General features: G+C 71.3%; 28 protein-coding genes. 5 read left to right on the top strand and 23 right to left on the bottom strand.

The annotated features are described in order from the left end of the window. Positions 1–55: 55 nt before the first annotated feature. Positions 56–1,360, bottom strand: a complete 1,305-nt coding sequence (locus ACFZDL_RS01500; protein ID WP_353590747.1) for an erythromycin esterase family protein — start codon at positions 1,358–1,360, stop codon at positions 56–58. Between the two features lie 41 nt (positions 1,361–1,401). Next, entirely contained in the window at positions 1,402–2,070 is a 669-nt protein-coding gene (locus tag ACFZDL_RS01495; RefSeq protein ID WP_353590746.1) for a CatB-related O-acetyltransferase, read from the bottom strand. A gap of 78 nt (positions 2,071–2,148) precedes the next feature. Between ACFZDL_RS01495 and ACFZDL_RS01490 the strand changes: the two genes are divergently transcribed. Beyond that, the gene (locus ACFZDL_RS01490; RefSeq protein WP_353590745.1) at positions 2,149–2,799 is read left to right on the top strand and encodes a TetR/AcrR family transcriptional regulator; all 651 of its coding nucleotides are present in this window, start codon (positions 2,149–2,151) and stop codon (positions 2,797–2,799) included. A 69-nt stretch (positions 2,800–2,868) separates the two neighbouring features. Further along, the gene (locus ACFZDL_RS01485; protein WP_353590744.1) at positions 2,869–3,606 is read left to right on the top strand and encodes a class I SAM-dependent methyltransferase; all 738 of its coding nucleotides are present in this window, start codon (positions 2,869–2,871) and stop codon (positions 3,604–3,606) included. On the opposite strand, the gene ACFZDL_RS01480 is transcribed toward ACFZDL_RS01485, so the two are convergent. From ACFZDL_RS01480 to ACFZDL_RS01470, 3 genes are all read right to left on the bottom strand, one after another. Beyond that, a complete protein-coding gene (locus tag ACFZDL_RS01480; RefSeq protein ID WP_353590743.1) occupies positions 3,607–4,362 on the bottom strand; it encodes an SGNH/GDSL hydrolase family protein in 756 nt (251 codons plus the stop codon). 138 nt (positions 4,363–4,500) lie between these two features. Continuing rightward, positions 4,501–4,827 carry a hypothetical protein gene (locus ACFZDL_RS01475; RefSeq protein WP_353590742.1) on the bottom strand — a complete coding sequence of 109 codons (327 nt, stop codon included), beginning with the start codon at positions 4,825–4,827 and terminating at the stop codon, positions 4,501–4,503. Continuing rightward, positions 4,806–7,379: an NACHT domain-containing protein gene (locus ACFZDL_RS01470; RefSeq protein WP_353590741.1), complete on the bottom strand. Its 2,574-nt coding sequence runs from the start codon at positions 7,377–7,379 to the stop codon at positions 4,806–4,808. Before ACFZDL_RS01470 ends, ACFZDL_RS01475 begins: the two co-directional genes overlap by 22 nt. A 58-nt stretch (positions 7,380–7,437) precedes the next feature. On the opposite strand from ACFZDL_RS01470, the gene ACFZDL_RS01465 reads away from it, so the two are divergent. Next, positions 7,438–7,653, top strand: coding sequence for a hypothetical protein (locus ACFZDL_RS01465; protein ID WP_353590740.1), 216 nt, complete (start codon positions 7,438–7,440; stop codon positions 7,651–7,653). A gap of 11 nt (positions 7,654–7,664) precedes the next feature. Here the strand turns inward: ACFZDL_RS01465 and ACFZDL_RS01460 are convergent, their stop codons facing one another. The 4 genes from ACFZDL_RS01460 to ACFZDL_RS01445 form a co-directional block, all read right to left on the bottom strand. Beyond that, entirely contained in the window at positions 7,665–8,261 is a 597-nt protein-coding gene (locus tag ACFZDL_RS01460) for a Uma2 family endonuclease (protein WP_353590739.1), read from the bottom strand. 151 nt (positions 8,262–8,412) lie between these two features. Then, positions 8,413–9,507 carry a hypothetical protein gene (locus ACFZDL_RS01455; RefSeq protein ID WP_353590738.1) on the bottom strand — a complete coding sequence of 365 codons (1,095 nt, stop codon included), beginning with the start codon at positions 9,505–9,507 and terminating at the stop codon, positions 8,413–8,415. A 40-nt stretch (positions 9,508–9,547) separates the two neighbouring features. After that, positions 9,548–10,138, bottom strand: coding sequence for a 3'-5' exonuclease (locus tag ACFZDL_RS01450; protein WP_353590737.1), 591 nt, complete (start codon positions 10,136–10,138; stop codon positions 9,548–9,550). Between the two features lie 48 nt (positions 10,139–10,186). Continuing rightward, positions 10,187–10,693 (bottom strand): hypothetical protein, encoded by a 507-nt coding sequence (locus ACFZDL_RS01445; protein ID WP_353590736.1) that lies wholly within the window; start codon positions 10,691–10,693, stop codon positions 10,187–10,189. Positions 10,694–10,743: 50 nt separating this feature from the next. Between ACFZDL_RS01445 and ACFZDL_RS01440 the strand changes: the two genes are divergently transcribed. Then, positions 10,744–11,469 (top strand): hypothetical protein, encoded by a 726-nt coding sequence (locus ACFZDL_RS01440; RefSeq protein ID WP_353590735.1) that lies wholly within the window; start codon positions 10,744–10,746, stop codon positions 11,467–11,469. 81 nt (positions 11,470–11,550) lie between these two features. On the opposite strand, the gene ACFZDL_RS01435 is transcribed toward ACFZDL_RS01440, so the two are convergent. The 13 genes from ACFZDL_RS01435 to ACFZDL_RS01375 form a co-directional block, all read right to left on the bottom strand. Beyond that, complete coding sequence (locus tag ACFZDL_RS01435; RefSeq protein WP_353590734.1) at positions 11,551–13,143, bottom strand: phosphodiester glycosidase family protein; 1,593 nt, start codon at positions 13,141–13,143, stop codon at positions 11,551–11,553. Between the two features lie 312 nt (positions 13,144–13,455). Next, positions 13,456–14,235 (bottom strand): sirohydrochlorin chelatase, encoded by a 780-nt coding sequence (locus ACFZDL_RS01430; RefSeq protein ID WP_353590733.1) that lies wholly within the window; start codon positions 14,233–14,235, stop codon positions 13,456–13,458. A gap of 46 nt (positions 14,236–14,281) precedes the next feature. Next, positions 14,282–15,238: an ABC transporter permease gene (locus ACFZDL_RS01425; protein WP_353590732.1), complete on the bottom strand. Its 957-nt coding sequence runs from the start codon at positions 15,236–15,238 to the stop codon at positions 14,282–14,284. Further along, a complete protein-coding gene (locus ACFZDL_RS01420; RefSeq protein ID WP_353590731.1) occupies positions 15,225–16,049 on the bottom strand; it encodes an ABC transporter ATP-binding protein in 825 nt (274 codons plus the stop codon). The genes ACFZDL_RS01425 and ACFZDL_RS01420 overlap by 14 nt, the downstream gene beginning before the upstream one ends. Positions 16,050–16,140: 91 nt before the next feature. After that, on the bottom strand, positions 16,141–17,283 hold the full coding sequence (locus ACFZDL_RS01415) for an aliphatic sulfonate ABC transporter substrate-binding protein (protein WP_353590730.1): 1,143 nt from the start codon (positions 17,281–17,283) through the stop codon (positions 16,141–16,143). A 206-nt stretch (positions 17,284–17,489) separates the two neighbouring features. Continuing rightward, complete coding sequence (locus ACFZDL_RS01410; protein ID WP_353590729.1) at positions 17,490–18,821, bottom strand: GTP-binding protein; 1,332 nt, start codon at positions 18,819–18,821, stop codon at positions 17,490–17,492. Positions 18,822–18,823: 2 nt separating this feature from the next. Continuing rightward, positions 18,824–19,777: a sulfate adenylyltransferase subunit CysD gene (gene cysD, locus ACFZDL_RS01405; RefSeq protein WP_391189907.1), complete on the bottom strand. Its 954-nt coding sequence runs from the start codon at positions 19,775–19,777 to the stop codon at positions 18,824–18,826. Next, positions 19,774–20,310: an adenylyl-sulfate kinase gene (gene cysC, locus ACFZDL_RS01400; protein WP_353590814.1), complete on the bottom strand. Its 537-nt coding sequence runs from the start codon at positions 20,308–20,310 to the stop codon at positions 19,774–19,776. Before cysC ends, cysD begins: the two co-directional genes overlap by 4 nt. A 158-nt stretch (positions 20,311–20,468) precedes the next feature. After that, positions 20,469–21,173, bottom strand: a complete 705-nt coding sequence (locus tag ACFZDL_RS01395) for a phosphoadenylyl-sulfate reductase (protein ID WP_353590728.1) — start codon at positions 21,171–21,173, stop codon at positions 20,469–20,471. Then, positions 21,170–21,352, bottom strand: coding sequence for a hypothetical protein (locus tag ACFZDL_RS01390; RefSeq protein ID WP_319694816.1), 183 nt, complete (start codon positions 21,350–21,352; stop codon positions 21,170–21,172). Before ACFZDL_RS01390 ends, ACFZDL_RS01395 begins: the two co-directional genes overlap by 4 nt. Before the next feature lie 31 nt (positions 21,353–21,383). Continuing rightward, entirely contained in the window at positions 21,384–23,081 is a 1,698-nt protein-coding gene (locus ACFZDL_RS01385; protein WP_353590727.1) for a nitrite/sulfite reductase, read from the bottom strand. A gap of 228 nt (positions 23,082–23,309) precedes the next feature. Then, positions 23,310–23,393 carry a putative leader peptide gene (locus tag ACFZDL_RS01380; RefSeq protein ID WP_353590813.1) on the bottom strand — a complete coding sequence of 28 codons (84 nt, stop codon included), beginning with the start codon at positions 23,391–23,393 and terminating at the stop codon, positions 23,310–23,312. 128 nt (positions 23,394–23,521) lie between these two features. Then, positions 23,522–24,106: a GNAT family N-acetyltransferase gene (locus tag ACFZDL_RS01375; protein ID WP_353590726.1), complete on the bottom strand. Its 585-nt coding sequence runs from the start codon at positions 24,104–24,106 to the stop codon at positions 23,522–23,524. A 311-nt stretch (positions 24,107–24,417) separates the two neighbouring features. Here ACFZDL_RS01375 and ACFZDL_RS01370 point away from each other — a divergent pair, with 311 nt between their 5' ends. Then, positions 24,418–25,719 (top strand): YhjD/YihY/BrkB family envelope integrity protein, encoded by a 1,302-nt coding sequence (locus ACFZDL_RS01370; protein WP_391190184.1) that lies wholly within the window; start codon positions 24,418–24,420, stop codon positions 25,717–25,719. Here the strand turns inward: ACFZDL_RS01370 and ACFZDL_RS01365 are convergent. Beyond that, complete coding sequence (locus ACFZDL_RS01365; RefSeq protein ID WP_353590725.1) at positions 25,693–26,316, bottom strand: hypothetical protein; 624 nt, start codon at positions 26,314–26,316, stop codon at positions 25,693–25,695. The two genes, ACFZDL_RS01370 and ACFZDL_RS01365, sit on opposite strands and share 27 nt — an antisense overlap. Between the last annotated feature and the right edge of the window lie 35 nt (positions 26,317–26,351).

The raw sequence follows: 26,351 nt of genomic DNA, 5'->3' as shown, positions 1-26,351 counted from the left end.
GGATACGGCGACTCGGGCGGCAGCCTTTCGCGGATGTGCTCCCAGGTCGTGTCCATCACACCTCCGTGTTGGCGAGGCCGTCGGCCACGGTGGAGACCGGGGTGCTGAGGACGGCGTCGAACGCCTCGACGACGGGGGTGTGCAGATAGGCGCTCTGTATCCGGATGCGGTCGGGACCGGGGGCGAGACCGGCGCTGCCGGGGTCCTCGTGGCGTGCCTGCCGCAGATCGGCGATGCTGAGCCCGAGTCCGGCATCGGCGAAGGCCGCTTCGATGGATCCCGGCTCGGGCGGCTGCAGCGCGGTGTTGTCGATGGTGAAACCGAAGCGCGCGTTCTCGTCGCGGCGCATGTCCGCGGTGTGTCCGGCGATGCTCGTGAGGCCGACGGCGACGTACTCGTCGCCGAGCGCGCGGTGCAGGTGCCGGCCCATCGGGAGCCCCGTGAGGTGGCCGTCGAAGGAGACCGGGGTTTTCTGGATATGCGCGTTGTGAGCCGCCAGCACGAGGCGGGTGCCGGGTGCGAAGCGCTCCAGGTGCCACAGGACCGACTCGGCCATGTAGTGGTCCCGGGCCGAGGTGTCGGCGGTCAGCCCCTTGCCGGCGAAGAGGTCGGCCATGGCGCGGAAGGTGTAGTCGCCGTGGCAGGCGCCTTCGAGGCGGCGCAGGGCGATGTCGTAGCTCTGCTGGTCGCCTCGGGAGACGTACAGCGGTTCGAGGGAGCGGAACCGGATGAGCAGGCGCGTCAGAATTGCGCTGAGGGCCTCCTGTTCGGCCGTGGCCAGGCGTGCCCACGCGGGCGCGGCGTCGGCGGCGGAGGCACCGGCGAACGATTGGGCGATCCGCATCGCCTCCTGGACCGTCGGCAGGGTTTCGGCATCGATGTGGCGCAGGTAGTCGGCGACCGGGGCCAGGGCGGGGAGCAAGGACCCACCGGCCGCCGGGATGTCGACGCCGGCGAAACGCACTGGTGTCGAGGCTGTGCGGTTGTGCCCGCGCATCCAGCGCAGCGGCTCCTCGACTCCCACCGGGATCGATCCGGCGAGGTGGGCCGACAGGTCGTCGTCCGTCCCCTCGCCCTGGGCCCACGCGTCGAGGGGCCACCCTTCGCTGAAGCCGTATTCGAAGGCCAGGACGGTGAAGCCGCAGCGCTCGACCAGGAATCGCAGGACGCGCTCGCGCAGGACCGCGAACTCGTTGATGAAGTGGGAATTCTCGCCGAGCGCGACCACGCGCGCGTCGCCGACGAGGGCGCGCAGCGGCTCCAGGTCGTCGAGCGGCGCGTCACGGTCGAGGTGGGTGAGCGGGACGGCATGGGTGCGGAGCCAGTCGGCGAACGGATTGTGGTGGGAAGAGGCAGGCATGCTGACAGCTCGATTCTCGGTGCTGGAATGTGGCCGGATCGCTATGCGTCGTGCCGTGCCTGTTCCGTCCGCCCGGGCGCCGCGTTCTCCAGGGCGTCGATGCTGCCGGACATGATCGTGCGGAGGTGTTCGGTGATGTGCTGGAGCGGCCAGTCCCACCAGGCCAGGGCCAGCAGGCGGTCGATGTCCGCGTCGCTGTGGCGGCGGCGGATGAGACGGGAGGGGTTGCCGCCGACGATGCCGTAGTCGGGGACGTCGTCGACGACGACGGAGCCGGAGGCGATGATCGCCCCGTGGCCGATACGGACGCCGGGCATCACCATGGCCCGGTAACCGAACCAGACGTCGTGGCCCACCACCGTGTCACCCCGTCCGGGCAGGCCGGTGATGAGGTCGAAGTGCTCGGCCCAGGAACCGCCCATGATCGGGAAGGGGAACGTCGAGGGGCCGTCCATGCGGTGGTTGGCGCCGTTCATGATGAACCGCACGCCCTCGCCCAGCGCGCAGAACTTCCCGATGACCAGCTTTTCCGGCCCGTAGTGGTACAGCACGTTGCGGGTCTCGAAGGCGGTCGGATCGTCGGGGTCGTCGTAGTAGGAGAACTCCCCGACCTCGATCAGCGGCGAGGTGATCAGCGGCTTCAGCAGCACCACCCGCGGCTGCTCGGGCATCGGATGGACCACGGTCGGGTCGGCGGGAACGGGCGGCATCGATCACTTTCCTTTAGTGCGACATCTGCTGCGTTAGGATGCTGTCACAGCGTTGTCCCCTGAGCAAACGGACCATCAGTGACGACTCACACAGGCCCAGAACCGGAAGACACCCAGCCGCCGCCCACCCAGCGCCGCCCCGGGGGCCGCACCGCCCGTATCCGTGCGCAGGTGCTCGACGCGGTCCGCGCGGAGCTCGGCGAACACGGTTATGACGGGCTCACCACGGACGCCGTCGCCGCCCGCGCCGGCGTGCACCGCACCACGGTGTACCGGCGCTGGGGGGACGTCGGCGGCCTGCTCGCCGACGTACTCGACGCGGCGGGCGACGACAACTGGCAGCCGCCGGACACCGGTTCACTGCAAGGCGACCTGACGGCGCTGAACGAGGAGATCCAGGCGGCCCTGACGGCACAGCCGCCGATCGTGGCAGCGCTGATCGCCGCCTCGTTCCGCTCCGAGCAAGCCGCCCAGGCCCAGCAGCGGCTCTGGGAGGACCGGTACGCCCGCTGCGAGGTCGTCGTCAGCCGGGCTGTCCGGCGCGGTGAGCTCCCGCCCGGCATCGACGCCCGGCGACTGCTCATCGCCGCCACCGCGCCGCTCTACCACCACCTGGTGCTCCTCCGCACGCCGCCCGACCCGCGACTGCCCGGCGACGCGGCCCGAACCGCCGCTCTCGCCGCGGCCGCCGGTGCCTTCGCCGAGCGATCGTCAGCGGGCGGCGCCTGAGCGGGACCTCGTGCCGGGGCGGCGAAATCCGGTCGACGTGGGTCGGCCGGCGGGGAGATCGTTGAGCGCATGCGACAGGACGAGATCTGGGACACCGAAACGGCCCAGGGCTATGACACCCCCGGCGCCGGGATGTTCGCACCGGAGGTTCTGGACCCCACGGTCGACCGCCTCGCCGAGCTCGCCGAGGGCGGACGGGTGCTCGAGTTCGCCATCGGAACCGGCCGCGTGGCCGTCCCGCTCGTCCGGCGAGGGGTGCCGGTCACCGGCATCGAGATGTCGCGGCCGATGATCGGCCAACTGCGCGCCAAGGCGGATGAGGCGACGATCCCGGTCGTCGTCGGCGACATGGCGACCGCCGACGCCCCGGGCACGTTCCAGCTCGTCTATCTCGTCTACAACACCATCTCCAATCTGCTCACCCAGGCCGAGCAGGTCGCGTGTTTCCGCAACGCCGCCCGCCATCTCGTACCGGGCGGGCGGTTCGTCATCGAGCTGTGGGTCCCCGAGGTGCGGAAGCTTCCCCCCGGCCAGCAGGCCGTGGTCTGGCGGTCCGAGGACGGTTACATCGGCCTGGACACCTACGACGTACTGCGTCAGCACGTCGTCTCCCACCACTTCCGGTTCGGTGACGGCAGGCAGGCGCGGGTGTTCCGCAGCCCGCACCGCTACATCTGGCCGACCGAACTCGATCTCATGGCGCAGCTGGCCGGGTTCGAGCTGGAGACCAGGCACGCCGACTGGCACGGAGCCGAATTCACCGCCGAATCGCGCTCCCATGTCTCCGTCTACCGGCTCCCTCGGTGACTACCGTGCCGCCGCCTCCTGGTACGGCGCGTGTGAGGCGCCTCTGACGCCCATGCTGCCGGGCACCGAGAGGAGCGCGTTGTACCAGACGTTGGCCATCTTGCTGTAGCCGCCCGCGTTCGGGTGTACGCCGTCGGCCAGGTCGGCGGTGGTGAGCGCCCGGTACATGTCAACCAGATGGACGCGCTTGCCGGCGTTCACCTTGCTCTGCACGATCCCGGGGATCGCCGCGTTGAAGGTGCGGACGGTGGAGTCGGCGAAGGAGATGGGGACGATCGTGGCCACGAACACCTCCGTGTTGGGGGACGTGGCGGTGATGTGGTCGAGCAGGGTGGAGAGCCGGCCCGGCGCTCCGGCGGGGTCGCTGCCGTACATGTCATTGGTGCCGATGTGCAGGAGCACGGTGCGCGGGGTGTAGGTGCGGAGCCAGTTCACGACGTTGCTGTCGATCTGGCCGATCGTCCACCCGGAGTGACCTTCGTGGTTCCGGTCGCCGAGATTGCCGGGACCGTTGGACATGGAGCCGACGAAGTCCACGTTGCGGCCGCCCGCCACGAACTTCTGCCAGAGGTCGATGCGGTAGCCGCCCGGCACGTTGTAGCCGTCGGTGATCGAGTCACCGAGCGGCATGATGCGCACTCCGGCGGCGGGTGCGGCATGGGCGGTGCCGGTTGCCGTGCCCGTCGCGGTGAACAGCGCGAAGATCAGGGACGCGAGAGCGAGGGAGCTGGTGAGCAGGCGTCTCATCCTTGTCATGATCGCCTTCCTTGGTGGGGGCCAGGAAGCCGCCTCTCGGGCTCTGATGACTCCGGAAGCGGCACTGAAACATTCCGGAGTGTCTTCCGAACTTTTTCAGTCGGCAAGGGTCAAGACACGCCATAGGCGGAACAGCCCTCAGGTTCGGGGGCGGGGACTTTGCGTGATGGCTCCGGGCGGGAACAGGTCGGCGCCGACCACTTCGCCGACGTTGGCGAGCGAGATGTGCAGCCCCTCGACGTCCGCCAGCGGGGTGAGGTCCATGGACGGGGGCCGTTCCTGCTGCGGCAGGATGTGGAGCTTGCGCACACCGGGGAACACCCGCTTCAGCAGGGGCAGGTCGTCACCGCCCGAGTACCCCTCGAGCCTCAGCTCCGTCACCCCGGGGAGCGGGGACAGCGTCTCCAGCGGATCGAGACGCGGGCCGAGGAGTTGCATCCCCGTCAGCCGGGGGAGTGCGCCCACCTCGGCGGCCGCCGGTCCCGGGAGCGATTCCAGCCGCGTCCCGAGAAACCTGAGGTCCGGGTACTTGCTGACGCCGGCGAGCGACAGGGGCGTGTGGGTGGCGCTGACATAGAGCCTGCGCAGCGGGAAGTCGGGGAAGCTCCCGACATCCTCATGCGCCAGGGGCACCCCGAGACTGAGCCGCCGGAGCCCGGGCAGAGGCTCGAGGTGCGCAGGTCCACGCCGTCGATGTCGTCGTCGTACAGGCTCAGTCCGGTCAGCGGAAGACCGGCGACCTGGGAGTAGTCCTCGATCGCACAGTGGAAGAGCTCCAAGGAGCGCAGCCGCGGCAGTGAGGTGAGAAAGCCCAGATCGTCGATCTCGGCGTTCACCGACAGGTCGAGGGAGGACAGCTGCTCCCGGTCGATCGCGGACATGATCTCGGCGACGGTGAAGTCCCCGATCACCCGTACATCGGACCTCCGCCTGAGTTTTGGAAGGGCTTCGAGTTCCGCGCGTGAACTGACGATGACGAGCGGATCCGGGTCGGGGAGGTGGTTGATGATCTCTTCCACGTATTCGTCGGCGTCGAAGCTGTGCCAGGCCACCATCAGGGCGTGGCGGACCTCAGGGGCGGCGTGGAGGCGGTACTTCTTGAGCAGCGTCAGGGCGGCGTCGCCCCCCACGGCCGCCGCGGTGGTGACCACCGCCTTGGCCTCGTCGTCCGCCAGGCCCTCCGGCCCCGGTAACAGGTCGAGGATCACCGGACCCACCGCGGCCAGGGTGTTCGCCTCGGCGTGGCTGCGCGGCGGCAGCAGCGCGGCGACCCGGCTCTCGGCTTCCTGACGTACCGCCGGGTCGAGCTCGGTCGCCTGCTCCAGGCACGCCGTGGCGAGCAGATGCAACCGGATGCGGTGCCTGAACACCTTGTCGCCCCTGGCGATGAGGCGGCGCAGCAGGGTGGCGCGTACGTCCGGATAGGCGTGGCCGACGGCCATGCGGATCACGTCCTCCCACTGGGTGTCGTGGGCGTGGCGCACCAGCAGCGGCAGATCGCGCGCTTCCACCGCGGCCTTGGCGCCCAGGTAGTCCTGGAAGGTGCGGTGCACGAAGTCGATGGTGTCCGCCGTGGGCTGGCGCAGGAGGCCGCTGCGCGAGAGCAGATGCGTGAGGATCCGCGCGGCGTCGCCCTGCGCGGCCACCGCGGGCATGGCCGGGAGCAGGTCCTCGATCACGGCCAGCGCCGTGTCCTGGTCCATCTCGGTCTGGCCGTTGCGGATGAGCCAGTACGCGAGCCGCTGGAGCAGCTGGACGCTCTGCTGCCGGGTGAGGCTGACGCCTTCCGGGGCGCCGATGTCGCGCTCCCGGTCCCTGCGGATGAGCAGCATCGACAAGGCCGCCTCGTACAGCTCCATGCGGCCCTGGGGGAGGTGGCCGCGCCGGTCCCGGTGCAGGGCGCACATCAGCGCGCACATCAGGGGAGTGGTGGCCAGCTGGGCCAGGTTGCGCTGTGCGCGCACCGCGTCCTTCAGGCCCTCCTCCAAGGCGTCCATCGCCTTGCGCTCCGGGCCGTGGGCGAGCTCGGAACGCGCGGCCACATGCCAGCGGGAGATGAACACCGAGACGTCGCGCCGCCGCATCGGCCGTACCGTCAGCTCCCTGAACTCCAGGCTGGTGAGCCAGCCCTCCGGGACCGCGGACGGGCGTGTCGTGACGACATAGCCGCATCGCGGGTAGGCGGCCAGCAGCTCGCGCAGCCACTCCCGGGTGCGGTCGCGCTGCTGCTGGGGCACCTCGTCGATGCCGTCGATGAGCAGCAGCCCACGCCCTGTCGTCAGCACCCGGTCCGGCCACCCCGGCGGCTGCGCACCGGCGAACATACAGCCGGTGGTCTCCAGGAACCGGTCGGGAGCGGGCAGCGCGGCCTGCCGTATCAGCGTGCGCAGCGGCAGTACGAAGGGGATGAGCTCCCTCAGGTCCGCGATCTCGGGCGGAAGGTCGCGGCGCGCGGCGCCGACCGCCAGCCAGTGGAGCAGCGTGGTCTTCCCGCTGCCGGCCAGTCCCCGGACCAGGGTGCGCCGTTGCCCGGCGAGAGCCTGCTCGGCGCGCTCGACCCGCACGGCCGGCGCCCCCTCCCGGGGCCAGTCCGGGGAGGCGTCGGGGACGGCCATCTCCAGGCTGAGATACGCCGTGTCCAGCGGCCAGCACGCGCCCTCGGGGCGGCCCAGGTCCAGCCCGACGACCGTCAGCTGTCGGTAGCGGCCGACCACGTAGTCCCGGTAGCGGCGCTCGAAGTCGGCGTCCTCGTCGTCGAGTTCGGGATCCGGTGAGGTGGCCGCCGAGGACATTCGAGAACGAAGCCGCAACAGTTCGTCCACGTCCGCGCGCAGCGTCTTCGCGAGAGCCACCACCGTGGCCTCGCTGGGGATCCCCCGCCCGTTGAGCGCCTGGCTGACGGTCGTACGGCCCAGGCCCGAGCGGCGCTGCAGGGCCATCACCGTCAATCCGTGCTCGGTCCGCAGCCGCCGCAGTCGGCTTGCCAACTCGGCCGATGCCAGCTCTGGTTCATCCACGACGTTCATTTTGGTACGGCCGAACGGCGGCGAACACGGAACTTGCGAAGTTCGTCCCATGAACGACAAGCTGATGCTTCTGACGCTCATCGGACTCGCGCTGATCGTCGCCACGGTCTTCGCCGCGCTGATCGGCGCGGTGGCCGGACTCCTCGCCAGGCTCGGCGGGGCCGACGCACACTCTTCCCTGCTGCGCGCCACGGCGGCCTTCGGGGGCGCCCTGACCGTGCTGATCGCCGTACTGGCGCTCGTCGCGGGCGTGCTCGCGGGGTAGTCGTGGGGCGCTCAGCCCGCCAGATCGCCGAGCAGCGCGGGGACGTCCAGGTCGACGCTGAACTCTCCGGCGACCTGGATGGATTCCTTGCCCGTGACCGTGGCGACCTCGCGGTAGGTGTCGACCGACAGCTCGTGCGCCACAACCTGTACGTGGGGCTCAAGCTCGACGCGCCAGTAGGCCGGCACCTTCGCCTGGGCGTAGAGCGCGGGCTTGAGGATGCGGTCGGTGGACCGGTTGAAGGGTGACACGATTTCCACGAGCAGCAGGACCGCTTCGAGCGGCACAGCCAGGGTCCCGCGCTGGACGGCGGCGCGGTCGACGATGGCGATATCGGGGATGAACAGTCTGGATTCGCCGGTCACATTCACTGCCTCGGCGCTCAAGAACGGCGCGGCAGAGCTGGTCAGGGCTGTGGTGATCTGGCTGCACAGCCTGAAGGACACCAGCTGGTGGTCCCAGGCGGGTGCGGGGGACATCATGAGGACACCGTCCACGAGCTCATAGCGGGCGCGTGCCGGGTGCTCCGGGAGGGCGAGGACGTCCTCGACCGTCCAAGGGCCTTCGTGATCGTCGACTCGCGCTTTGGCGACGCTCATGACTGCCATCACCGCCTCCTCGTGTTCCTGGACTCCAGCATGGCACGCAGTTCGGACACTCGCCGAGAAGATGCTTGTTTCACTCTGAGGAGTGAGACGGTCACCAGTGAGGGGACGCGGTTCGACGCGTCCAGGTTGCGGCGGATCGCCGCCCTGTCCCTCACCGCTGGCCGCTGATGTGGATGAGGGCGGTGCGTCGCGCCCCGACCAGGAGGAGGCAGGAGTCCCCTTCGCCGGACAGGACGGAATCGAGGGGGAGGTTCTTGGCGTACGCGAGGGTGGGCGGGGTGCCGGGCGCCCCGGTGATCTCGGTGAGGATCGTTTCGAGGAGGTCGCGGGCGAGCCAGGAGACCAGCTCGTCGCCGGGGATCTCGGGGACCGTGGAGTCGAACTCCCAGACCAGGGTCTGGGCCCGGGCCGCCGCGACCATGTTCGCTTCGGACTCGGTCAGCGCGGCTTTCAGGGCGGCGGTGTCCAGTGGCCACAGGACGTCGTCGGTTTCGTCGTCGCCCTCCTCCGCGAGCAGCCAGTGCTCGTCCCCGACCCAGCCCGGGCGGAAGGCGGCGTCGGGGTCGGCGACGTTCAGGTCGACGTCATGGGCGCCGAAGGTCACCTCGAAGGTCACGGCGTCGGTGTTGTTGATCTGGAGGAATTCGCTGAGCAGGGACGTGACGCAGGCGATCCGGTACTCGGGCGTGTCATTGGCGTCGGGGGTGGCCGGGGCGGCCTTGGCGTCGGCCAGGGCCAGCCGGGTTGTTCTGTCGTGGGAGCGAACCAGCAGGTGCAGCTCATCGTCCAGCGCGGGGCCGCCCGGTTCGGCGGCCACCGTGACGCGGAGCAGATCCGTACCGTCCGCCGCCAGATAACCAGCCAGGTATCCGGCGAGCGCCCGGCCCCGGCCCGACTCCGTTCCGTCGGTGAGGAATTCGCTGACGAACTCGAAGGTCTGCTCCGCACCCTCGTCCGGCAGGCCCCACGAGGCGTGCAGGGGGCCGGAAGACGTCTCGTCCGGGTCCTCGATGTCGAACCGCTCGACGGCCACCGGATGGCGCTGTCCGTCGAGGCCGTCGAATGTCGACGGGAAGGCGCCGTAGTCCGACACCTCGGCCAGGGAGGGCGCGTCGGTCCACTCCTCCTCGTACGACGGCGGAGCTTCGCCGCCGACGAGTGCCAGGCGCCAGCGCGGCAGCCACAGCGCGAACAGGTGCTCCACGGCTTCGAGCGGGTCTATATGGCGTGGCTCCGTGTCCGTCAACGTTCCTCCCCCGGGGCCATGTTGGTGATCACGGCGGAGCCTACAAGGAGTGGACCGCGCCGCGCCCCAGCAACCCCGCCAGCAGCCCCGCGATGTTCCACGCGTCGTCCACGCCCCGGTGGTGTGTGCCCTCCATCGGGAGCCCCGCGTGTTCGAGGGCGCCGGCCATGCCCAGTTCGCGGTCGAGGGAGTGCATCAGCGAGTAGAGGTTCTTGACGTTGAGATGCCGGGTGCCGAACGGATAAGTGGAAGGCCGCGCTCCCCCAGAGCTTCGCCTGGGAGGTACCCCCTGCCGGGTGAACTGGGCGCGGTCGTACTCGCCCCAGCCGGCCCATACGCGGTGTCCGGCGCCGTGTTCGTCGCGCAGGATCTCGCAGGCCTCGGCGAAACCGATGCCGGCGGCGGCCTGTTCGGGGGTGATGGTGGTCAGCTCGGTGCAGAAGCGGCTGACGGTGGAGCGCTCGGGGCGGACCATGAGGGAGCGGCGGACGGGGCGTTCGCCGGTGGCGATGTCCAGTTCGCACAGGCCGATTTCGATGATCTCGGATTCCATGCCCTCGGGGGTCGGGCCGTCCCAGCAGGTCGCTTCGATGTCCACGACGAGTACGCGGTCGAGTCGCAGTCTTGCCATACGGGGCAGCGAATCACGGCGATGCGGTTGCGGGCACGCCAATTGTCGTCAGGCGGGGCGCCGCCGGGGCGGCCAGGCGGCGATGGCGCCGGCGGTGCCGCCGCCGAGGAGGGCGAGCGCGATGGTCCAGGCGATCCAGTGGTGGGCCGCGAGGTCGAGGGCGCTCTGGCCGAGGGCCCCGGCGGGCTGTGCCTCGTAGGGGTTCTCCCGGTCGTAGACGACGGTCGTCGCCACGCGGTCCTCGGCGTCGCGGCGGCCGTGCGGGACGTAGAGCGAGCCGTCGATCGTCTCCTCCGGTACGGAGACGGGATCGCCGTCGGCGTCGTGGAAATCGAGCCACACCGATGAGGTGTGGCAGCTGATGCCCCGGCCCTGGGTGCAGGAGGTGGCCAGGGAGGCCTGGGCCCGGGCGTGCAGTCCGTGGGCGCGCAGCGCGGCCAACTCGGCGTGGCCGTCCCATACGTGCTTGACCTGGCCTGCCAGCAGCAGAGCGCCGATCAGCGCAACGGTCACGGCGGCCGCTGTCGTCCCCCATCGGTGCAGCAGACTCTTCACCAAGCCCTCCTCGCTCGTGGTGTCACATCGTCCGGCTAGGGTCCCTGACCATGACACACGACAGGCTCCGCGAACTCCTCGCCACCGGACTGATCGACACCCTCGACGCCCGCGACAAGACCGTGCTGGAGCGCCGCGCGCGGATCAAGGCCAGTGGGGAGGAGCCGTTCCCGCTGGAACCGCGCGGCTGGTGGTACGCGGTGCCCGGCGCGGCGTACGAGGGGGTGTTCGAGGCGCTGGAGCTGCACGACCGGTTTCCGGTCACGCTGGAGGAGGGCGCCGACGTGGAGGACCGGTCGGGCCGCCCGGGCGCGTACCCGGTGTTCATCACGCCGGAACTGGACGGCTGGCGGCTGATCTTCGGCAACCTCGCCGAGGTGGTCGGCTGGGACTGGGACGAGTGGATGGGCGCGGTCGAGCGGCTGAGCGAGCACTGCGGCGAGGCGCAGATGTTCTTCCAGGACGACGCGGCCGGGTCGGACGTCTGGGTGGTGGCCGAGAAGGGGCGGATCCGGCGGCGTTACGCGGCGGAGAGCGACCCCGAGTGGGAGGGGGAGCCGCTGCCGTGGGAGGACCTGCTCGTCGATGAAGAGGACTACGACCCGGAGCTCTACGAGGCAGAGCCCAACGAGGGCACGGCGCGGGCGGCCTACGCGTGCGGGCGGCTGTCCGTCGACCCCACGCGGATCGGGCCCGGCACCCGGATGCGCGGGCACGGCTGGCTGGCCCTGGGCGCCCCGGGCGTCGGGCACAAGGACCTCGACCTGCTCGTGTAGGAGGCATGCGGTTTGTGGTGAGTATGAGACAGCGACACGCCGACGCGTCGGCGTGTCGCTGTCTCATACTCACCACAAAGTTCACCGTGCGGGGAGCACCTGGACCGTGTCGCCCACCGGCCGCTCGCCCGCCACATCCGAGGGGGCGTTGACGAGCTCACCGGCGACGGTCATGGTGCTGGAGCCGCCGCCGTCCAGGTTGAGCGCCTGCTCCGCGCCCAGGGAGCGCATGAACTCCGCGCCTTCCGCCAGGGTGAAGCCCTCGCTGACACCGGGCCGGCGCCCGTCCACGGTGACCAGGAACAGGCGTCCGCGCTTGTCGAGGCCGGCCATGGTGCGGGGCTGCCGGGCGTTGGACCAGGCGTAGCCGAAGGAGAGGTCACGGGGGTCGAGCATGCCCTCGGTGGCGGCGTCGACGGCGATCTTTCCGTCCTCCACCAGGGTGGGCGCGGCGCTGACGATGCTGTCGTCGGGGCCGAGCTCGACCCGCCGGCCGGCGGTGTCGCGGACCGTCTCCTGGACGTCGATCCGCGCGCCCGGACGGCCGTGGGCCACAAGCCAGTCGGCGGCCTCGCCGATGCCCTGCAGCACCGAGCCGCCGGACGGGACCTCGCCGCCGCGCGGGCCGGCGGAGATCACGCGGTGGTCGGCGTCGAGCACGACCTGGACGCCGGGGCCGGTGGGCAGGCCGGCGCGGAACTCCGCGGTGAACGTGACCAGGTCGTCGGCCTTGGCGCAGGTGAGGTCCTGTCGGGGCAGTTCGGTGGGGGTGGTACCGGGGCGGCCGCAGTTGCGCACCTTGCCCGGCACCCGGTTGATGCCCTGCACCGCGTACGTGGCGGACCCGGCCCGCGCGGTGACCGTGGTGGTCAGATCCGCGATACGGGCGCGCCGGCCGCCGTCGCCGAGGATCAGCGCGGCCCGTGAGCCGGCGGCCATCGACTGCAGCTCGCCGTCGTAGGCGCCGATGCCGGCCATCGTGCCCTGCACACCGTCGGTGTCGGAGGTGATGAAGAAGCCGCCGTTGACGCCGACCAGCGAGCCGGTCTCCGCGGCGACCGAGGAGGTCGTCTCGCGGTCCGCGACGTCGCCGTGGTGCGTGGCCTCGACGGTACCGGTGAAGGCGGCCGGGTCGATGACCGCGACGTGCACGCTCTCCCGGTCGGCCGGCTGCTGGATGTCGTAGCCGGTCCACTCCACGGCCGGCTGGAGACCGATCGCGGTCACCTTCGGGGTCGTGCGCTGCGCCTCGGCCGAGCCGGCGTACGAGCCCACGCGCACCCGCCAGCCCATCGTGCCGCCCGGCGTGTCCGTGTACGCGGGCCAGCCGACCTGCTCCACGCGCGGTTCGAGACCGGCGTCGCGCAGCCGCCGCGCGGTGTCCTCGGCCCAGGTGCGCGTGGCGAGCGGGGCGAACGCCGGGGCGCCGGTCAGCCGGTTGACGGTGGGGGCCTGGATGGTGACCGTCCAGGCCGGGGTGGCGTCGGGGCGCTGGATGACGCCGGTGCGGACTTCGACGCCCGGGGCCACGGTCCGCGTCGTCCAGTGGGCCTGGGCGGGGTCGGTGGCCGCGGTGGTGGCGGAGTGGGGGGCCGTGGGGGTGGCCGCCTGCGCCGGTGCGGGCACCGACAGCGCCGACTGGGGGACGACCGTCAGCGCGACGGTGGACGCCACGGCGATCGCGACACGCTTGCGAGGCCCGCGGCGGGCTCTGTGGGCTCCGGGTGTACGAGTGGCGCGTGCGTTGCGCATGACATCCCCCTGGGGGCCTCGACGTCCTGCGACGTCCTGGTGGGTGCAGGGAAAGTCCAGCGGTGTCCGGGGGCCGGGTCGGCAATGGCGGCGGACCGTACGCGGAAGGGGCGGTGAACGGCGGGGAGGGACAGGGGTCGGCCGGGTGATGGGTAGATGGATTATCTCCCAGCGGCGGTCGTCCCGCGCCCCGTACCGGGCACCCGCCGGGCGGCGCCGACCACGCGGGGCCCGTCAGGCCGTGAGCGCCGTGAGCTCCCCCGCCCGCGCCTGGTCCGCCTCGTCATAGCGTTGCAGCAGCAGCCGGGCGAGCTCCGGGGCCGGACCCAGGACGCCCGCCAGGACCTCCGCGCCCGCCTCGCGCGCGCCGTGCGCGATACGGTCCGGGAGGCGGCCGGGGGCGATGACGTACGGGGCGACGGCCACGCGGCGGACCCCCTCGGCGCGCAGCGCGCGCACCGCGTCCTCGGTGCGGGGGAACCCCGCGGGAAATGAAGCGGAGGCGAACGCGGGCCGCACGGCGCACCAACCGGTGTGCCGCCACTCCCGCGCGATTTCTGCGATCACCGCGATCGCCTCCGGGTCGGTGGAGCCCGCCGAGGCCAGGACGACCCCGGTCGAGCGTCGGTCGCCGGGCCGCAGCCCGGCCTCGTACAGGCGCCGCTCCAGGGCCCGCGTCAGCAGCGGGGAGGGGCCCAGGACCTCGGCCTGCCGGACGCGCAGGCCCAGGTGGCGGGCCGTCGCCTCGCGCAGCACCGCCGGGATGTCGGCCTTCGCGTGGAAGGCGCGGGTGAGCAGGAGCGGGAGGGCGACGATGTCGCGGGCCCCCTCAGCCGCCAGGCGGTCAAGGACCTGGCCCACCCTCGGCGCGTTGAAGTCCAGGAACGCCGCTTCCACCCGCAGCCCCGCCCGCAGCGACCGCGCCCGCGCGCACAGCGCGGCGACGGTCGCCGCGTGGCGTGGGTCGCGGCTGCCGTGGGCGATGACCAGCAGGGTGGGGGCGGAGGGTGTCACGGGAGGCGTTACCGGATTCCTTCTGGAGGTACGGGGGCTACGGGCGTCAGTGGGTGCCGGCCAGCAGGCCGCGGCTGCGCAGCACCCGCCGCTCGATCGGGGCGAAGATCAGCAGCTCGATCGCGATCCCCACGAACAGGATCATGATGATGCCGAGCAGCACCCCCGCCATGTCGGAGTTGTTGCGCTGGTTCTCCAGGTACTGGCCGAGCCCGAGCCCCAGGTCGGGGGACTTGGCGATGATCTCCGCGGCCATCAGCGAGCGCCAGGAGAACGCCCACCCCTGCTTGAGCCCGGCGACATAGCCGGGCAGCGCGGCGGGCAGCAGGATGTGCCGGGCGCTGACCAGGCCCCGGGCGCCGAGCGTGCGTCCGGCGCGCAGGAACAGCGGCGGCACCTGGTCGATGCCGGCGACCAGGCCGTTGGCGATCGAGGGGACCGCGCCGAGCAGGATCACGGCGTACATCATCCGGTCGTTGAGGCCCAGCCAGATCACCGCGGGCGCCACCCAGGCGACCGAGGGCAGCGACTGGAGCCCGGACAGGATCGGGCCGATCCCGGCGCGGATCAGTTTCACCCGGGCGACGATCAGCCCCAGCGGGGTGGCGATCGCCAGCGCGATGAGGAAGCCGAACAGGCCGCGCGAGACGCTGGTCCAGACGATGTCGAACAGCTCGCCCCGGAGCCACAGCTGCTCCAGCGCGTCCCAGACCAGTTTGGGGTCGGGGAGCTTGTAGTCGTCGGTGACCTTCGCCCAGACCAGCACCTTCCACACGAGGAGGATCAGGGCGACGGCCACCACGGGCGGCAGCACCTTCTGGACCAGCACCTCGGCCGGCGAGGTGCGCCGGATCTGCACCGCGTCCAGCGCGTCGAGCCCGGCCTCCAGGCCCGCCAGGTCCTGGCTGGTCTGCTTCCGCGGTTCCTCGGCGGCGGGTGCCTCCGCCTTTTCCACGGCGGCCGCCGTCTTCGGCGACTCGCCGGTGATCTCAGTGCCGGCCATGGCGGCGGATCTCCCCACGCAGTTCTTCGGTGATCTCGATGGACAGGTCCGCGACGGCCGCGTCCTCGATCCGGCGCGGCTGCGGAATGTCGACGGACCACTCCCGGACGACCCGCCCCGGCCGCGAGGACAGCAGCACCACGCGCTGGGCCAGGCGCACCGCCTCGCGCACGTTGTGCGTGACGAACAGGACCGAGACACCCGTCTCGCTCCAGATGCGGGTCAGTTCCCCGTGCAGCACATCGCGGGTGATGGCGTCGAGCGCGGCGAACGGCTCGTCCATCAGCAGCACGCTGGAGTCCTGCGCCAGCGCGCGGGCGAGCGCGACGCGCTGCCGCATACCGCCGGACAGCTCGTGCACCCGCTTGCCGTGCGCGCCGCCCAGCCGCACCAGCTCCAGCAGCCGCTCCGCCTCGGGCCTGCGGTCGGCGCGCGGCACGCCGCGCAGCCGCAGCGCCAGTTCGATGTTCTTGCCCGCGGTCAGCCACGGGAAGAGCGCGTGCTCCTGGAACATCAGGGCCGGCCGGCCGCCGGGGACCTCGATGCTCCCGGCGCTCGGCCTGTCCAGGTCGGCGACCAGGTTGAGCAGCGTCGACTTGCCGCAGCCCGAGGCGCCCAGGATGCAGACGAACTCGCCGGGGCGCACATCGAGGCTGATGTCGTCGAGCACGGGCTGAGCGGCGCCGGGGCGGCCGAACGCCTTGTGGACGTGGTTGATCCGGACAGCTCCGGAGGAATCCGAGGGGCCTGCCGCGGCCGCCGTGGCCGCGCCCGCCCGGTCGGCCTTGTCGGTGGTCAGTGCCGGGGACATCCGGTCACCTCCTGATGGGTGCGTACGTGCGTGTGTGCGTGCGTACGGGGTGCCCGCGTACGCGATGCGCGCGTACGCGGGCGGTCGGCGGCTACTGGGCGCCAAGGCCCGCGGCGGAGACCGTCGGCTTGCCCTCCGCCTTGAGGACCTTGTTGAGCAGGGTCAGGTCGTAGATGCCCTTGAGGTCGGGCTTCTCCAGGAGCCCGGCCTTGACCGCGTGGGCCGCCTCGGTGTTGAGGGTCGAGGCCAGCGGGTCGTCGGTGACCTGGATGCTCTTCCACGCCGGGTCGATCACCTCGGCCGGGAGCGCCTTGCCGGTCTCGGCCTTGAGCGTGGCGTTGGCCTCGGCCTTCGCCGCGTCGGGGTTGGCCTTGATGTACGCGTTGGTCTTCACCGAACCGCGCAGCACGGCCTCCACGACGTCCGGGTGCTTCTTGAGGAAGTCCTGCCGGACGATCACGTTGGTGATGACGAACTTCTTGTCCGGCCACAGCGTGGACTCGTCCAGCAGCACCTTGCCGCCCTCGGCGACCAGCTTGGAGGCGGTCGGCTCGGGCACCCAGGCACCGTCGATCGCGCCGGACTTGTAGGCGTCGGGGGTCACCTTGTTGTCCGTACGGACCACGGAGACATCGCCCTTGCCGCTCTGGGCGTCGACCTTCCAGCCCTTCTCGGCGATCCAGTTGAGGAACGCCACGTCCTGGGTGTTCCCCAGCTGCGGGGTGGCGATCTTCTTGCCCTTGACGTCGTCAAGCGTCTTGATCTTCTTCGGGTTGACGACGAGCTTGACCCCGCCGGAGGCGGAACCCGCGATGATCTTGAGGTTCTTGCCGTGGGACTTCACATAGCCGTTGATGGACGGCGAGGGGCCGATCCAGCCGATGTCGATGGAGTTCGCGTTCAGCGCCTCGATCTCGGACGGGCCCGCGTTGAAGACATACGGCTTGATCCGGGTGCCGCCCAGCTCCTTCTGGATCAGCCCGCCGTCGCGCAGGCCCACCAGGGCGGTGGCGTGGGTGAGGTTGGCGAAGTAGCCGATCTTCACCTCGTCCAGGCCGCCGATCTTCTTGCCGCCGGCGGCGGGGACGGTCTTGTCTCCCGTGTCGTCCTTCTCGGAGCCGTAGCCGCAGGCCCCGAGCGCGCCGATCAGCAGCGGGAGGGCGGCGGCTGCCGCGAAGAGGCGGGTGCGTCGGCTGAAGGCGGGTCGTGGGTGCGTGGTGCGGTCGACGGACACGGGAGGTGTTCCTCTCGGAGGGCCGGGGACAGCGTCAGGGGACGCCCGGCAGATCGGCTGGTCTTCGGTTGCGACAGGGCAGGGGGACGGGGAGCGCACAGGTCAGCTGGCACATCGGCCGACCCCTCCCTGGCCGCTGCCCAGGGCGCCGCTGCCGACGCGGCCGCCCTCCTTCGCGAAGGTGGAGAAGACATCACCGGACATGGTCAGAAGTCCCATCCGTCGTCATCGGCCTGGTCGTCATGGGCGGGGACAGGGGTCGCGAACGAGTCGCCCACCATGCCCGCGGTCAGCGTCGTGCCGTCGGCCGGGTCGATCAGGATGAACGAGCCGGTGCGGCGCGAGTCGGCGTAGGAGTCCACCGGCAGCGGCTCGGCGGTGCGGATCTTCACCCGGCCGATGTCATTGGCGACGAGCTGCTCCGGGTGCGGGTGCAAGGACAGGTCGTCGAGCGTCAGCCGGGACGGGATGTCCTTGACGATGGCCTTCACCGTGCGGGTGCCGTGCTTGAGCAGCACCCGGTGGCCGACCGTCAGCGGCTGGTCCGCGACATGGCAGACCGTCGCCTCGATGTCCTGCGTGGCCTGCGGCGCGTCCTTGCTCGGCACGATCAGATCGCCGCGCGAGACGTCGATGTCGTCCGCCAGCAGGATGGTCACCGACTGCGTCGTCCAGGCCACGTCGACCGGCTTGCCCAGCAGATCGATACCGGCGACCGTGGTCGTACGGCCGGACGGCAGCACCGTGACCCGCTCGCCGACACGGAACGAGCCGGCCGCGATCTGGCCCGCGTACCCCCGGTAGTCCGGGTGCTCCGCGGACTGCGGACGGATCACGTACTGCACGGGCAGCCGCGCGTGGCAGTGCGCCAGGTCGTGGCTGACCGGGACGGTCTCCAGGTGCTCCAGGACGGTCGGGCCGCCGTACCAGTCCATGGTCGCCGACGGCTCCACCACGTTGTCACCGGCCAGCGCCGAGATCGGGATGGCGGTGACATCGGGGACGCCGAGCTCGGTGGCGTACGCCGTGAACTCCTCGGCGATGGCCGCGAAGACGGCCTCCCGGTAGTCGACCAGGTCCATCTTGTTGACCGCGAGGACCACGTGCGGGACGCGCAGCAGCGCCGCGATCGCGGCGTGGCGGCGGGTCTGCTCGACGACGCCGTTGCGCGCGTCGACCAGGATCACCGTGAGCTCGGCGGTGGAGGCGCCGGTGACCATGTTGCGGGTGTACTGCACATGGCCGGGCGTGTCGGCGAGGATGAACCGGCGCCGGGGCGTGGCGAAGTAGCGGTACGCCACATCGATGGTGATGCCCTGCTCGCGCTCGGCGCGCAGCCCGTCGGTGAGCAGCGCGAGGTCCGGGCCCTCCTGGCCGCGGCTCGCCGACGCGCGCTCCACGGCCTCCAGCTGGTCGGCCAGGACCGACTTGGAGTCGTGCAGCAGGCGGCCCACGAGGGTGGACTTGCCGTCGTCGACCGAACCGGCGGTGGCGAACCGCAGCAGGGTGGTCTCGGAGAGCTCAGTGGTCGTGGTCATGCTTAGAAGTACCCCTCGCGCTTGCGGTCCTCCATGGCGGCCTCGGACAGCTTGTCGTCGGCGCGGGTGGCGCCGCGCTCGGTGAGCCGGGAGGCGGCGATCTCGGCGATGACGGCGTCCAGCGTGGTCGCGTCGGAGTCGACGGCGCCGGTGCAGGACATGTCGCCGACGGTGCGGTAGCGGACCTGCCGCTTCTCGACCGTCTCGCCGTCCTTGGGCCCGCCCCACTCGCCGGCGGTCAGCCACATGCCGTTGCGCTGGAAGACCTCGCGCTCATGGGCGAAGTAGATCTGAGGCAGCTCGATGTTCTCGCGGGCGATGTACTGCCACACGTCCAGCTCGGTCCAGTTGGACAGCGGGAAGACGCGGACGTGCTCGCCCGGCGCGTGGCGGCCGTTGTACAGGTTCCACAGCTCGGGGCGCTGACGGCGCGGGTCCCACTGCGAGAACTCGTCCCGCAGCGAGAACACGCGCTCCTTGGCGCGGGCCTTCTCCTCGTCGCGTCGGCCGCCGCCGAAGACCGCGTCGAACCGCTCGGCCTGGATCTTCTCCGTCAGCGGGAGCGTCTGCAGCGGGTTGCGGGTGCCGTCGGGGCGCTCCTTGAGGACTCCGCGGTCGATGTAGTCCTGTACGGAGGCCACATGCAGGCGCAGCCCATGCGCCGCCACCACACGGTCCCGGTACTCGATGACCTCCGGGAAGTTGTGCCCGGTGTCGACGTGCAGCAGCGAGAAGGGCACCGGCGCGGGGGCGAACGCCTTGAGCGCCAGGTGCAGCATGAGGATGGAGTCCTTGCCGCCGGAGAACAGGATCACCGGCCGCTCGAACTCGCCCGCCACCTCGCGGAGGATGTGCACCGCCTCGGACTCCAGCGCGTCCAGGTGCGTCAGCGCGTACAGGTCGCCGCTGTCCTCCGAGTTGGGTCCCGTTCCGTCGATCTCAGTCACCGTCGTCACGCCAGACCCCTCTCAGCCAGCAGCGCCCGCAGTGCCGCGGCGGACTCCTGCACACCCTGCTGATGCGTCTCGATGCGCAGGTCCGGGGCGTCCGGGGCCTCGTACGGGTCGTCGACCCCGGTCAGCCCCGCGATCTCGCCCGCGGCCTGCTTCGCGTACAGCCCCTTCACGTCCCGCTCGGCGCACACCTCCACCGGCGTGGCGACGTGCACCTCCAGATACGCCGTGCCCTCGGCCTGGTGGCGCTTGCGGACCGCCTCGCGGCTGTCCGCGTACGGGGCGATCACCGGCACCAGGACCTTGACGCCGTTGGAGGCCAGCAGCTCGGCCACGAAGCCGATCCGCTGGACGTTCACGTCCCGGTCCTCGCGGGAGAAGCCGAGGCCGGAGGAGAGGAACTCGCGGATCTCGTCGCCGTCCAGCACCTCCACCCGGTGACCCTCGCCGCGCAGCCGCTCGGCCAGCGCGTAGGCAATGGTGGTCTTGCCCGCACTCGGCAACCCGGTCAGCCACACCGTAGCGCCCCTTTTGATTGGCGCTCCCGCCTCCGGGCGCCCGATGCCGGTGTCGACGCTCGTCGGCTTCGGTCGCTCGTGCCTCGCTCCCTGTGCCTCCTCACTTTCGACACCGCCGCGCCCTACGGCTCCCGCGCCGCGCCCTGTCACGCTCATCTGGTTCTCCTGGTCAGCCATCAGCCGTGCAGCCCGCACTCGGTCTTGGCGCGGCCCGCCCAGCGGCCGGCCCGTGCGTCCTCGCCCTCCAAAACCCGCCGGGTGCAGGGGGCGCACCCCACCGACGCGTATCCGTCCATCAGCAGGGGGTTGGTGAGCACACCGTGTTCGTCGACGTACGCGTCCACGTCCGCCTGTGTCCAGCGGGCGATCGGGGAGACCTTGACCTTGCCGCGCTTGGGGTCCCAGCCGACCACCGGGGTGTTCGCGCGGGTCGGGGACTCGTCGCGGCGCAGCCCGGTCGCCCAGGCGTCATAGCCGCGCAGCCCCTCCTCCAGCGGCTTGACCTTGCGCAGGGCGCAGCACAGGTCCGGGTTCCGGTCATGCAGCTTCGGGCCGTACTCGGCGTCCTGCTCGGCGACGGTCTGGCGGGGGGTGAGCGTGATGACGTTGACGTCCATCACGGCCGCCACCGCGTCGCGGGTGCCGATGGTCTCCGGGAAGTGGTAGCCGGTGTCGAGGAACACCACATCGACGCCGGGCAGCACGCGGGAGGCCAGATGGGCCACCACCGCGTCCTCCATCGAGGAGGTGACGCAGAAGCGCGGCCCGAAGGTGTCGGCCGCCCAGCGCAGGATCTCCAGCGCCGGGGCGTCCTCCAGCTCGCGTCCCGCGCGCTCGGCCAGTTCTTGCAGGTCCAGTGTGTTCTGCTGCTGCTCGGTCATATCGCCGTGCCCCCTTCGCCGTGGTCGCGCCGCAGGCCCTTGGCCAGCAGCCCGAGGAACGAGAGCCGGAACGCGCGGTTGCAGGAGGCGCATTCCCAGGCGCCGTGGCCTTCTTCGGAGGGGCGCAGGTCCTCGTCCCCGCAGTACGGGCAGTAGAACGGAGCCGCACGCTCGCTCATGACGCCCCCCTCTCGCTGTCGCTCGCTTCGCTCATGACAGCGCCTCCTCGCTCGCCCGCGCCGCCCACGTCGCGAACCGCTCGCCCTCTTCCCGCTCTTCCTGGAAGCGGCGCAGCACGCGCTCGATGTAGTCGGGGAGTTCGGCGGAGGTGACCTTCAGACCGCGCACCTTGCGGCCGAAACCGGCCTCCAGGCCGAGCGCGCCGCCGAGGTGGACCTGGTAGCCCTCGACCTGGTCGCCGTTCTCGTCCATGACCAGCTGGCCCTTGAGGCCGATGTCGGCGACCTGGATGCGCGCGCACGCGTTCGGGCAGCCGTTGAGGTTGATGGTGAGGGGCTCGTCGAACTCGGGCAGACGGCGCTCCAGCTCGTCGATCAGCGCGGAGCCGCGCGCCTTGGTCTCGACGATCGCGAGCTTGCAGAACTCGATACCGGTGCAGGCCATCGTGCCGCGCCGGAACGGCGACGGGGTGACCTGGAGGTCCAGCGCCTCCAGACCGGCGACGAGCGAGTCGACCCGGTCCTGCTCGACGTCGAGCACGATCATCTTCTGCTCGACGGTGGTGCGCAGGCGGCCGGAGCCGTGTGCCTCGGCCAGTTCGGCGATCTTGGTGAGGGTGGCCCCGTCCACGCGGCCGACGCGCGGCGCGAAGCCGATGTAGTAGCGGCCGTCCTGCTGGCGGTGCACGCCGATGTGGTCGCGCCACTGCTGTACGGGCTGCTCGGGCGCGGGGCCGTCGGCCAGCTTGTGCTTCAGGTACTCGTCCTCCAGCACCTGGCGGAACTTCTCCGCGCCCCAGTCGGCGACCAGGAACTTCAGCCGGGCGCGGGTGCGCAGCCGCCGGTAGCCGTAGTCGCGGAAGATACCGGCGACGCCCGCCCAGACCTCCGGGACCTCGTCGAGGGGGACCCAGGCGCCGAGCCGGACGCCGATCTTCGGGTTGGTGGAAAGACCGCCGCCGACCCACAGGTCGAAGCCGGGACCGTGCTCGGGGTGGCGTACGCCGACGAAGGCGATGTCGTTGATCTCGTGGACGACGTCGAGCAGCGGCGAGCCGGAGACGGCCGTCTTGAACTTGCGCGGCAGGTTGGAGAACTCCTTGCTGCCGATGAAGCGGCGGTGGATCTCCTCGATGGCCGGGCTGCCGTCGATGATCTCGTCCTCGGCGATCCCGGCGACGGGCGAGCCGATGATGACGCGCGGGGTGTCACCGCAGGCCTCGGTGGTCGACAGGCCGACGGCCTCAAGACGCCGCCAGATCTCGGGCATGTCCTCGATCCGGATCCAGTGGTACTGGATGTTCTGCCGGTCGGTGATGTCGGCCGTGCCGCGGGCGAACTCCTGGGAGATCTCGCCGATGACCCGCAGCTGCTCGGTGGTCAGCCGGCCGCCGTCGATGCGGACGCGCAGCATGAAGTACTCGTCGTCCAGCTCCTCCGGCTCCAGGATGGCGGTCTTGCCGCCGTCGATACCGGGCTTGCGCTGGGTGTACAGGCCCCACCAGCGCATACGTCCGCGCAGGTCGGCGCCGTCGATGGCGTCGAAGCCGCGGTGGGCGTAGATCGTCTCAATGCGTGTCCGCACATTGAGACCGTCGTCGTCCTTCTTGAACTGCTCGTTGGCGTTGAGGGGCGTGAAGTGGCCCGCGGCCCACTGGCCCTCGCCGCGGTGGCGTCCGGCCTTGCGGCGGGGCGTGGCTGCGCTGGGGCGGTCCGGGGAGGCGGCCATGGCGGTGTGTGTCCTTCTGAGCGGCTCTGGTGCGGGCGGACGGTGCTCGGTACACACCCTCGTTGACCTGCACGTTTGCGTGCAGACGGGCACGGCGGCGCGGTGAGGGTGAGATGCGGTGGCGGAGAGATCGAGGCGTGCGTGGTCGCCCACGTCGTCGGGGGCGGCGGGGAATGCGGGGGTACCGGCGGAGCTCTCCGGGGTCGGGGCCCGCCTACGGGTACAGCCTCAGCGGACTGGACAGATCGCGCTGGACATGCGGCCGAGATCGACGTGGCGCCGACTCACCAAGGCAATTCCAGCTCGAGACATGAGGGAAGCGTGGCATGGGGGTCTCAGGGCAGTCCACCATCATCCAATATTTGGACAACTCTGTCCCGCATGGTGGGATGCTGTGTCCTTGGTCACCCGCCGCGTCACTTGCGGTCCGGGCGGTCGGCTCACTCGTGCTCGGCGCCCGCCCCGGTGCCGGGGTCGGTGCCGGGCTCGGTGCGGGGCTCGGTGTCGTGCTTGGTGTCGAAGACCCGGAACCCGCGCCGCCGGTAGTTGTCCAGCGCGTACGGGCCGTCCTTGCTGCAGGTGTGCACCCACACCCGCTTGGTCGGCGGCCGCCCGGCCCAGCGCTCGGCCAGGTCCCAGGCGCGGGCGGTGCCCCAGGTCAGCAGGTGTCCGCCGATCCGCCGCCCCCGGAAGGCGGGCAGCAGACCGAAGTACGTGATCTCCACCACGCCCTCGTCCTGCGCCTCCAGCTCGATGTACCCCGCCGGGGTGCCCCGCTCATAGGCCACCCACGTCTCCACCCCGGGCCGCTCCAGGAACGCCCGCCACTGCTCGACGGTCCACCCCAGCCGGTCCGTCCAGGCCACGTCCGCGCCGACCGTCGTATAAAGGAAGCGGTTGAACTCGGGGCAGGGGATCTCGGCCCGTACGATCCGCACCCCCGCGGCGGCGGGGGGCTGTTGGGCCGGGGCGAGGTCCGCGGGCGAGGTCTGCTCCAGGGACCAGGTGGTGACCGTGATGCTCATGCGGCCCATCCCATCACGCCCCGGGCCGGTGACTGCAACGCGGCGCAACCTTTGCGCATGGCTGTAGCGGACACGGACAGTGGGCGTGGCGGAGGGCGGTACCGAGTCGGCGCGGCATCCCCTCCGCCGAGTTGGCCCCTTTCCCGCGGCTCGGTTCCCTCGCCGTCCGGCCTGGTCACCGGCTGGTCACGGAGGGAAACACCGGGCGCCCCCGGGCACCCCGGGGCGGATACCGTGAGAAGGTGCAGCCAGGGAAAGAACCGTCGAAGCCGTCCGGTCGGCTCCACAAGGCCCGCGCCTTGTACCGCAATGTGTCCAAGCGCAGGATGGCCTGGCTGCTGCTGAAGGACACCGTCCACTCCTGCATGGAGTACCGGGTCACCGGCCTGGCCGCCGAGGCCGCCTTCTTCACCCTGCTGTCGCTGCCGCCGCTGCTGCTCGGCCTGATCGGGCTCCTCGGCTACTTCGACGCGTGGACCAGCACCGACACCGTGGCCACCATCCGGCAGAACATCCTCGACGCCTCGGGGACCGTGCTGTCCGACAAGGGGGTCCGGGAGATCGCCCGCCCGCTGCTGGACGACGTCATCGAGGGCGGCCGCCCGGACGTCATCTCGCTCGGCTTCGCCATCGCCCTGTGGTCCGGCTCCCGTGCGGTCAACGTCTTCGTCGACACCATCACCATCATGTACGGGCTCGAAGGCCGCCGCGGGATCGTCAGGACCCGGCTGCTGTCCTTCCTCCTCTACCTGGTGGCGCTGGTCATCGGGGCGGTGGCGCTGCCCTTGATGGTGATCGGCCCGGAGGCCGTCGTGGACCTGGTGCCCTCGAGCGGGGACCTGGTGCGGGTCCTGTACTGGCCCGTGGTGATCCTGCTCTCCGTCGCCTTCCTCACCACGCTCTACCACGTCTCCGTGCCGGTGCGTTCGCCCTGGCGGGAGGACATCCCCGGGGCGCTCGTCGCGCTGGCGATCTGGGTGCTCGGCAGCTTTCTGCTGCGCATCTACCTGGTCCACACCGTCGAGGGGCCGACGATCTACGGCTCGCTGGCCGCGCCCGTCGCCGTGCTGCTGTGGATCGGTGTGTCCGCCTTCGCGGTGCTCGTCGGCGCGGCCGTCAACGCCGCCATCGACCGGGTCTGGCCGTCGGTCGCCACCGCCGCCGGGCGCGCCGAGGCGGCAGCCCAGGCCCGGGAGGAGGCGGCCAGGCGGCGGGCCTGGGAGCAGCGCACCGCGGACGACGGGGCGGCGGAGATCACCCCGCCCTCGGAGTTCCCCGAGCGCTGGGCGCAGTTCCTGCCGCACGCCGACGTACGCTCCCGGCTGCACCACAGGCGCACCCCGCGACAGGCCCCCAGAACCCCGGAGACGCGGCCGCCGGAGACGCGGCCGCCGGAGACGCGGCCGCCGGAGACACGGACGCCGGAGACACGGACCCCCGACACGCGGCCGCCGGAGACACGGACCCCCGAGACGCGGAGCCCCGAGTCGCGGAGCCCCGACGCGCGGACCCCCGAGACGCGGGCCCCGGAGCCCAGAACCTCCGAGGACGGCGGGTCGAAGAACCTCCCGGCGGAGAACGGCGCGTCAGTGCCAGACACGGGAGGCCAGTAGCCCCAGCCCGGCCCCGGCCGCCTCCCGCCACACCCGCAGCGGCCCGTCGAGCAGCGCCTCGGCCTCCTTCTCCCCCGGCCAGTCGTCGATCCGGGCCAGCGCCCGCTCGCGCTCCGCCCCGGACACCGCGAGCGCGGCCTCGGCCGCCGGCAGCAGGCGGCGGACCTCCTCGGCTCGGAACACGGCGTCGCCGGCCCAGCCGGGCAGCGTCGCCGCGCGCTCGGGGCCCAGGCCGTGGAAGAGGGCGGCCACCGGGTTGTCCTTGCGCACGGACTCGAAGAACGGCTGGACCGTGTCGCTGTCGATCCGGTCCCACCAGTTCATGACGTGGAGCTTGCCCGTGGTGTCCATGGCGTCGAAGGCCGAGTCATTGACCATGTTGAACAGGTGCAGCGCCTCCTCGGTGTTGTAGCCGTCCTCGCGCCACACCGGCACCGCGCCACCGCCGCGCCCCGCGTCGCGCTCCCAGCGCGACCAGGCCCCCACCGCCGCCGCCCGCGCCGCCGTGGCCTCGATGGCGGGCACCGCGAGCGGCGCGAGCTCCGCGACCTCCGCGTCGCCCAGCGCCCCCATCAGCCAGAAGCTGGACATCCCCATACCGCGCCCCTCCGTACCCACCACTGCCTGGTGCC

Origin of the sequence: Streptomyces sp. NPDC007917 (assembly GCF_042959105.1) — a bacterium.
Classification (GTDB): domain Bacteria; phylum Actinomycetota; class Actinomycetes; order Streptomycetales; family Streptomycetaceae; genus Streptomyces.
The sequence above is the reverse complement of the archived record's forward strand: the minus strand, read 5'-3'. Positions and strand labels throughout refer to the sequence as shown.

Excerpts from the sequence above, each read along its gene's own strand:
- ACFZDL_RS01500 (WP_353590747.1), bottom strand. The coding sequence starts at position 1,360 with ATGCCTGCCTCTTCCCACCACAATCCGTTCGCCGACTGGCTCCGCACC.
- ACFZDL_RS01495 (WP_353590746.1), bottom strand. The coding sequence starts at position 2,070 with ATGCCGCCCGTTCCCGCCGACCCGACCGTGGTCCATCCGATGCCCGAG.
- ACFZDL_RS01485 (WP_353590744.1), top strand. The coding sequence starts at position 2,869 with ATGCGACAGGACGAGATCTGGGACACCGAAACGGCCCAGGGCTATGAC.
- ACFZDL_RS01480 (WP_353590743.1), bottom strand. The coding sequence starts at position 4,362 with ATGACAAGGATGAGACGCCTGCTCACCAGCTCCCTCGCTCTCGCGTCC.
- ACFZDL_RS01465 (WP_353590740.1), top strand. The coding sequence starts at position 7,438 with ATGAACGACAAGCTGATGCTTCTGACGCTCATCGGACTCGCGCTGATC.
- ACFZDL_RS01460 (WP_353590739.1), bottom strand. The coding sequence starts at position 8,261 with ATGGCAGTCATGAGCGTCGCCAAAGCGCGAGTCGACGATCACGAAGGC.
- ACFZDL_RS01450 (WP_353590737.1), bottom strand. The coding sequence starts at position 10,138 with ATGGCAAGACTGCGACTCGACCGCGTACTCGTCGTGGACATCGAAGCG.
- ACFZDL_RS01440 (WP_353590735.1), top strand. The coding sequence starts at position 10,744 with ATGACACACGACAGGCTCCGCGAACTCCTCGCCACCGGACTGATCGAC.
- ACFZDL_RS01425 (WP_353590732.1), bottom strand. The coding sequence starts at position 15,238 with ATGGCCGGCACTGAGATCACCGGCGAGTCGCCGAAGACGGCGGCCGCC.
- ACFZDL_RS01420 (WP_353590731.1), bottom strand. The coding sequence starts at position 16,049 with ATGTCCCCGGCACTGACCACCGACAAGGCCGACCGGGCGGGCGCGGCC.
- ACFZDL_RS01410 (WP_353590729.1), bottom strand. The coding sequence starts at position 18,821 with ATGACCACGACCACTGAGCTCTCCGAGACCACCCTGCTGCGGTTCGCC.
- ACFZDL_RS01395 (WP_353590728.1), bottom strand. The coding sequence starts at position 21,173 with ATGACCGAGCAGCAGCAGAACACACTGGACCTGCAAGAACTGGCCGAG.
- ACFZDL_RS01390 (WP_319694816.1), bottom strand. The coding sequence starts at position 21,352 with ATGAGCGAGCGTGCGGCTCCGTTCTACTGCCCGTACTGCGGGGACGAG.
- ACFZDL_RS01385 (WP_353590727.1), bottom strand. The coding sequence starts at position 23,081 with ATGGCCGCCTCCCCGGACCGCCCCAGCGCAGCCACGCCCCGCCGCAAG.
- ACFZDL_RS01380 (WP_353590813.1), bottom strand. The coding sequence starts at position 23,393 with ATGTCTCGAGCTGGAATTGCCTTGGTGAGTCGGCGCCACGTCGATCTC.
- ACFZDL_RS01375 (WP_353590726.1), bottom strand. The coding sequence starts at position 24,106 with ATGAGCATCACGGTCACCACCTGGTCCCTGGAGCAGACCTCGCCCGCG.
- ACFZDL_RS01365 (WP_353590725.1), bottom strand. The coding sequence starts at position 26,316 with ATGGGGATGTCCAGCTTCTGGCTGATGGGGGCGCTGGGCGACGCGGAG.